Genomic DNA, 1,992 nt, shown 5'->3' on the forward strand with positions numbered 1-1,992 from the left:
GATTTTATACTTTTAGATATAGGTGGTCAAGATGTTAAAATTGTAAAAGTAGAAAAAGGCATTACAACAGACCTAGAACTTAATGAAAAATGTGCTGCATCTTGTGGTAGATATTTAGAAAACATGGCAAACGTACTAGAAGTATCACTGGGCGAGATGAGTAAACATTACGCGAATGCCATAGAACTTAATTCAACTTGCGCTGTATTTTCTGAATCAGAATTAATTGGCAAAATAGCCGAAGGTGTAAGTATAGAAAGTTTGTGCTCTAGCGTTAATTACTCCCTATACAAAAGGCTTTTACCACTACTTAGTAGATTCCGTGGTAAAAAATTAATTTTAACTGGCGGGGTTGCTAGTAATATTGCAATTGAAAAATATTTAAGTAACAATTACGACGAAATAGTATCCATAAAAGAACCTCAATTTAATGGGGCCATTGGATGTTGTTATTATGGGAGTAAATTTTTATAGACTCTCTAATTTAATATATTAAGTTTATTATAAATTTTAGGAGGAATGTTCCATATGTATATTTTGAAATCAGAACATAGCTTTGACAGTGCTCATTTTCTTTCTGAATACGATGGTAAGTGTGCAAACATTCATGGTCATAGATGGAAAGTTGAAGTTGAAGTCCAATCAGAAAACTTAACAAAAGGTGGTCAATTGGAAGGGATGGTAATAGATTTTGGCGATTTAAAAAGAGATGTTAAATCTATGGCTGACTCTTATGACCATGCTCTAATTGTACAAATAGGAAGCATGAGAGATGAGACTCTAAATTGTATAAAACAGGACGGATTTAAAGTAATACTTGTTGATTTTAGAACAACAGCTGAAAACTTTGCAAAATTTTTCTTTAAACAAATGAAAAATAAAGGATATAATGTAAAACGAACCACCGTTTATGAAACACCTAATAATAGTGCATCATATGAAGAAAGCGAGGCGCATTAAAGTGGAATACAAAGTAGTTGAAAAATTTATAAGTGTTAATGGTGAAGGTCCACTATCAGGACAACTTGTAGTATTTATAAGATTTGCAGGTTGTAACCTTAATTGTGGCTACTGTGATACTACTTGGGCTAATAATGAAGATGCCCTTTATGATCTTATGACGCCTGGCGATATATACAAGTACATAAAGTCTACCCAAATTCGAAATGTAACCTTAACTGGTGGTGAACCACTATTACAAAAGGGAATTATAGAACTCTTAAAAGTATTGAGTAATGATGACTCCATTCATGTTGAAATTGAAACTAATGGCAGTATTAATTTAGGTGAGTTTTCAAATATAGACAACCCACCAAGCTTTAATATGGATTATAAACTACCAGCAAGTGGTATGGAAGAATCAATGGATTCAAATAACTTTGCTTATTTAACTTATAAAGATACAGTTAAGTTTGTAGCTAGTAGCATGGTAGATTTACAAAGAGCCAAATATATAATAGATAAATATGAATTAACAAATAAAACAAATGTATATATTAGTCCAGTATTTGGACAAATTGACCTAGAAGATATTGTTGAATTTATGAAAAGTAATAAAATGAATGGTGTTAATCTTCAAGTTCAACTTCATAAAATCATTTGGGATCCAAATAAGAGAGGTGTATAAATTATGGCGATTGATACAAAAGCAATTGAAAAGCATATAAGAGGTATTTTAATAGCATTAGGTGATGACCCAACGCGTGAAGGACTTATAGATACCCCTAAGCGTGTAGCTAAAATGTACGAAGAAGTATTTGCTGGCATGTGTTACAGCAACGCTGAAATTGCTAATATGTTTAATACAACATTTGTTGATGATTTAATAGTTAAAGATGATTCGCGTGATATTGTTATAATGAAAAATATACAAATTTTTAGTCATTGTGAACACCATTTAGCCCTTATGTATGATATGAAAGTTTCAGTTGCATACGTTCCTAATAAAAAGATTATTGGTCTAAGTAAAATAGCAAGAATAGCTGATATGGT

At 31.4% G+C, this 1,992-nt stretch carries 4 protein-coding genes; all 4 read left to right on the top strand.

The window, feature by feature from the left end; genetic code table 11:
• On the top strand, positions 1–474 hold a 474-nt coding region (locus tag Q0649_RS17285), incomplete at its 5' end, for a BadF/BadG/BcrA/BcrD ATPase family protein (protein ID WP_298844926.1).
• Positions 475–528: 54 nt separating this feature from the next.
• Positions 529–960 carry a 6-carboxytetrahydropterin synthase QueD gene (gene queD / locus Q0649_RS17290; protein ID WP_298844928.1) on the top strand — a complete coding sequence of 144 codons (432 nt, stop codon included), beginning with the start codon at positions 529–531 and terminating at the stop codon, positions 958–960.
• Position 961: 1 nt separating this feature from the next.
• Entirely contained in the window at positions 962–1,627 is a 666-nt protein-coding gene (queE, locus tag Q0649_RS17295; protein ID WP_298844929.1) for a putative 7-carboxy-7-deazaguanine synthase QueE, read from the top strand.
• A gap of 3 nt (positions 1,628–1,630) precedes the next feature.
• Positions 1,631–1,992: GTP cyclohydrolase I (gene folE, locus Q0649_RS17300; protein WP_298844930.1), on the top strand; the 362-nt coding region annotated here is incomplete at its 3' end.

The organism is uncultured Clostridium sp. (assembly GCF_937920395.1).
GTDB lineage: Bacteria > Bacillota > Clostridia > Clostridiales > Clostridiaceae > Clostridium_AD.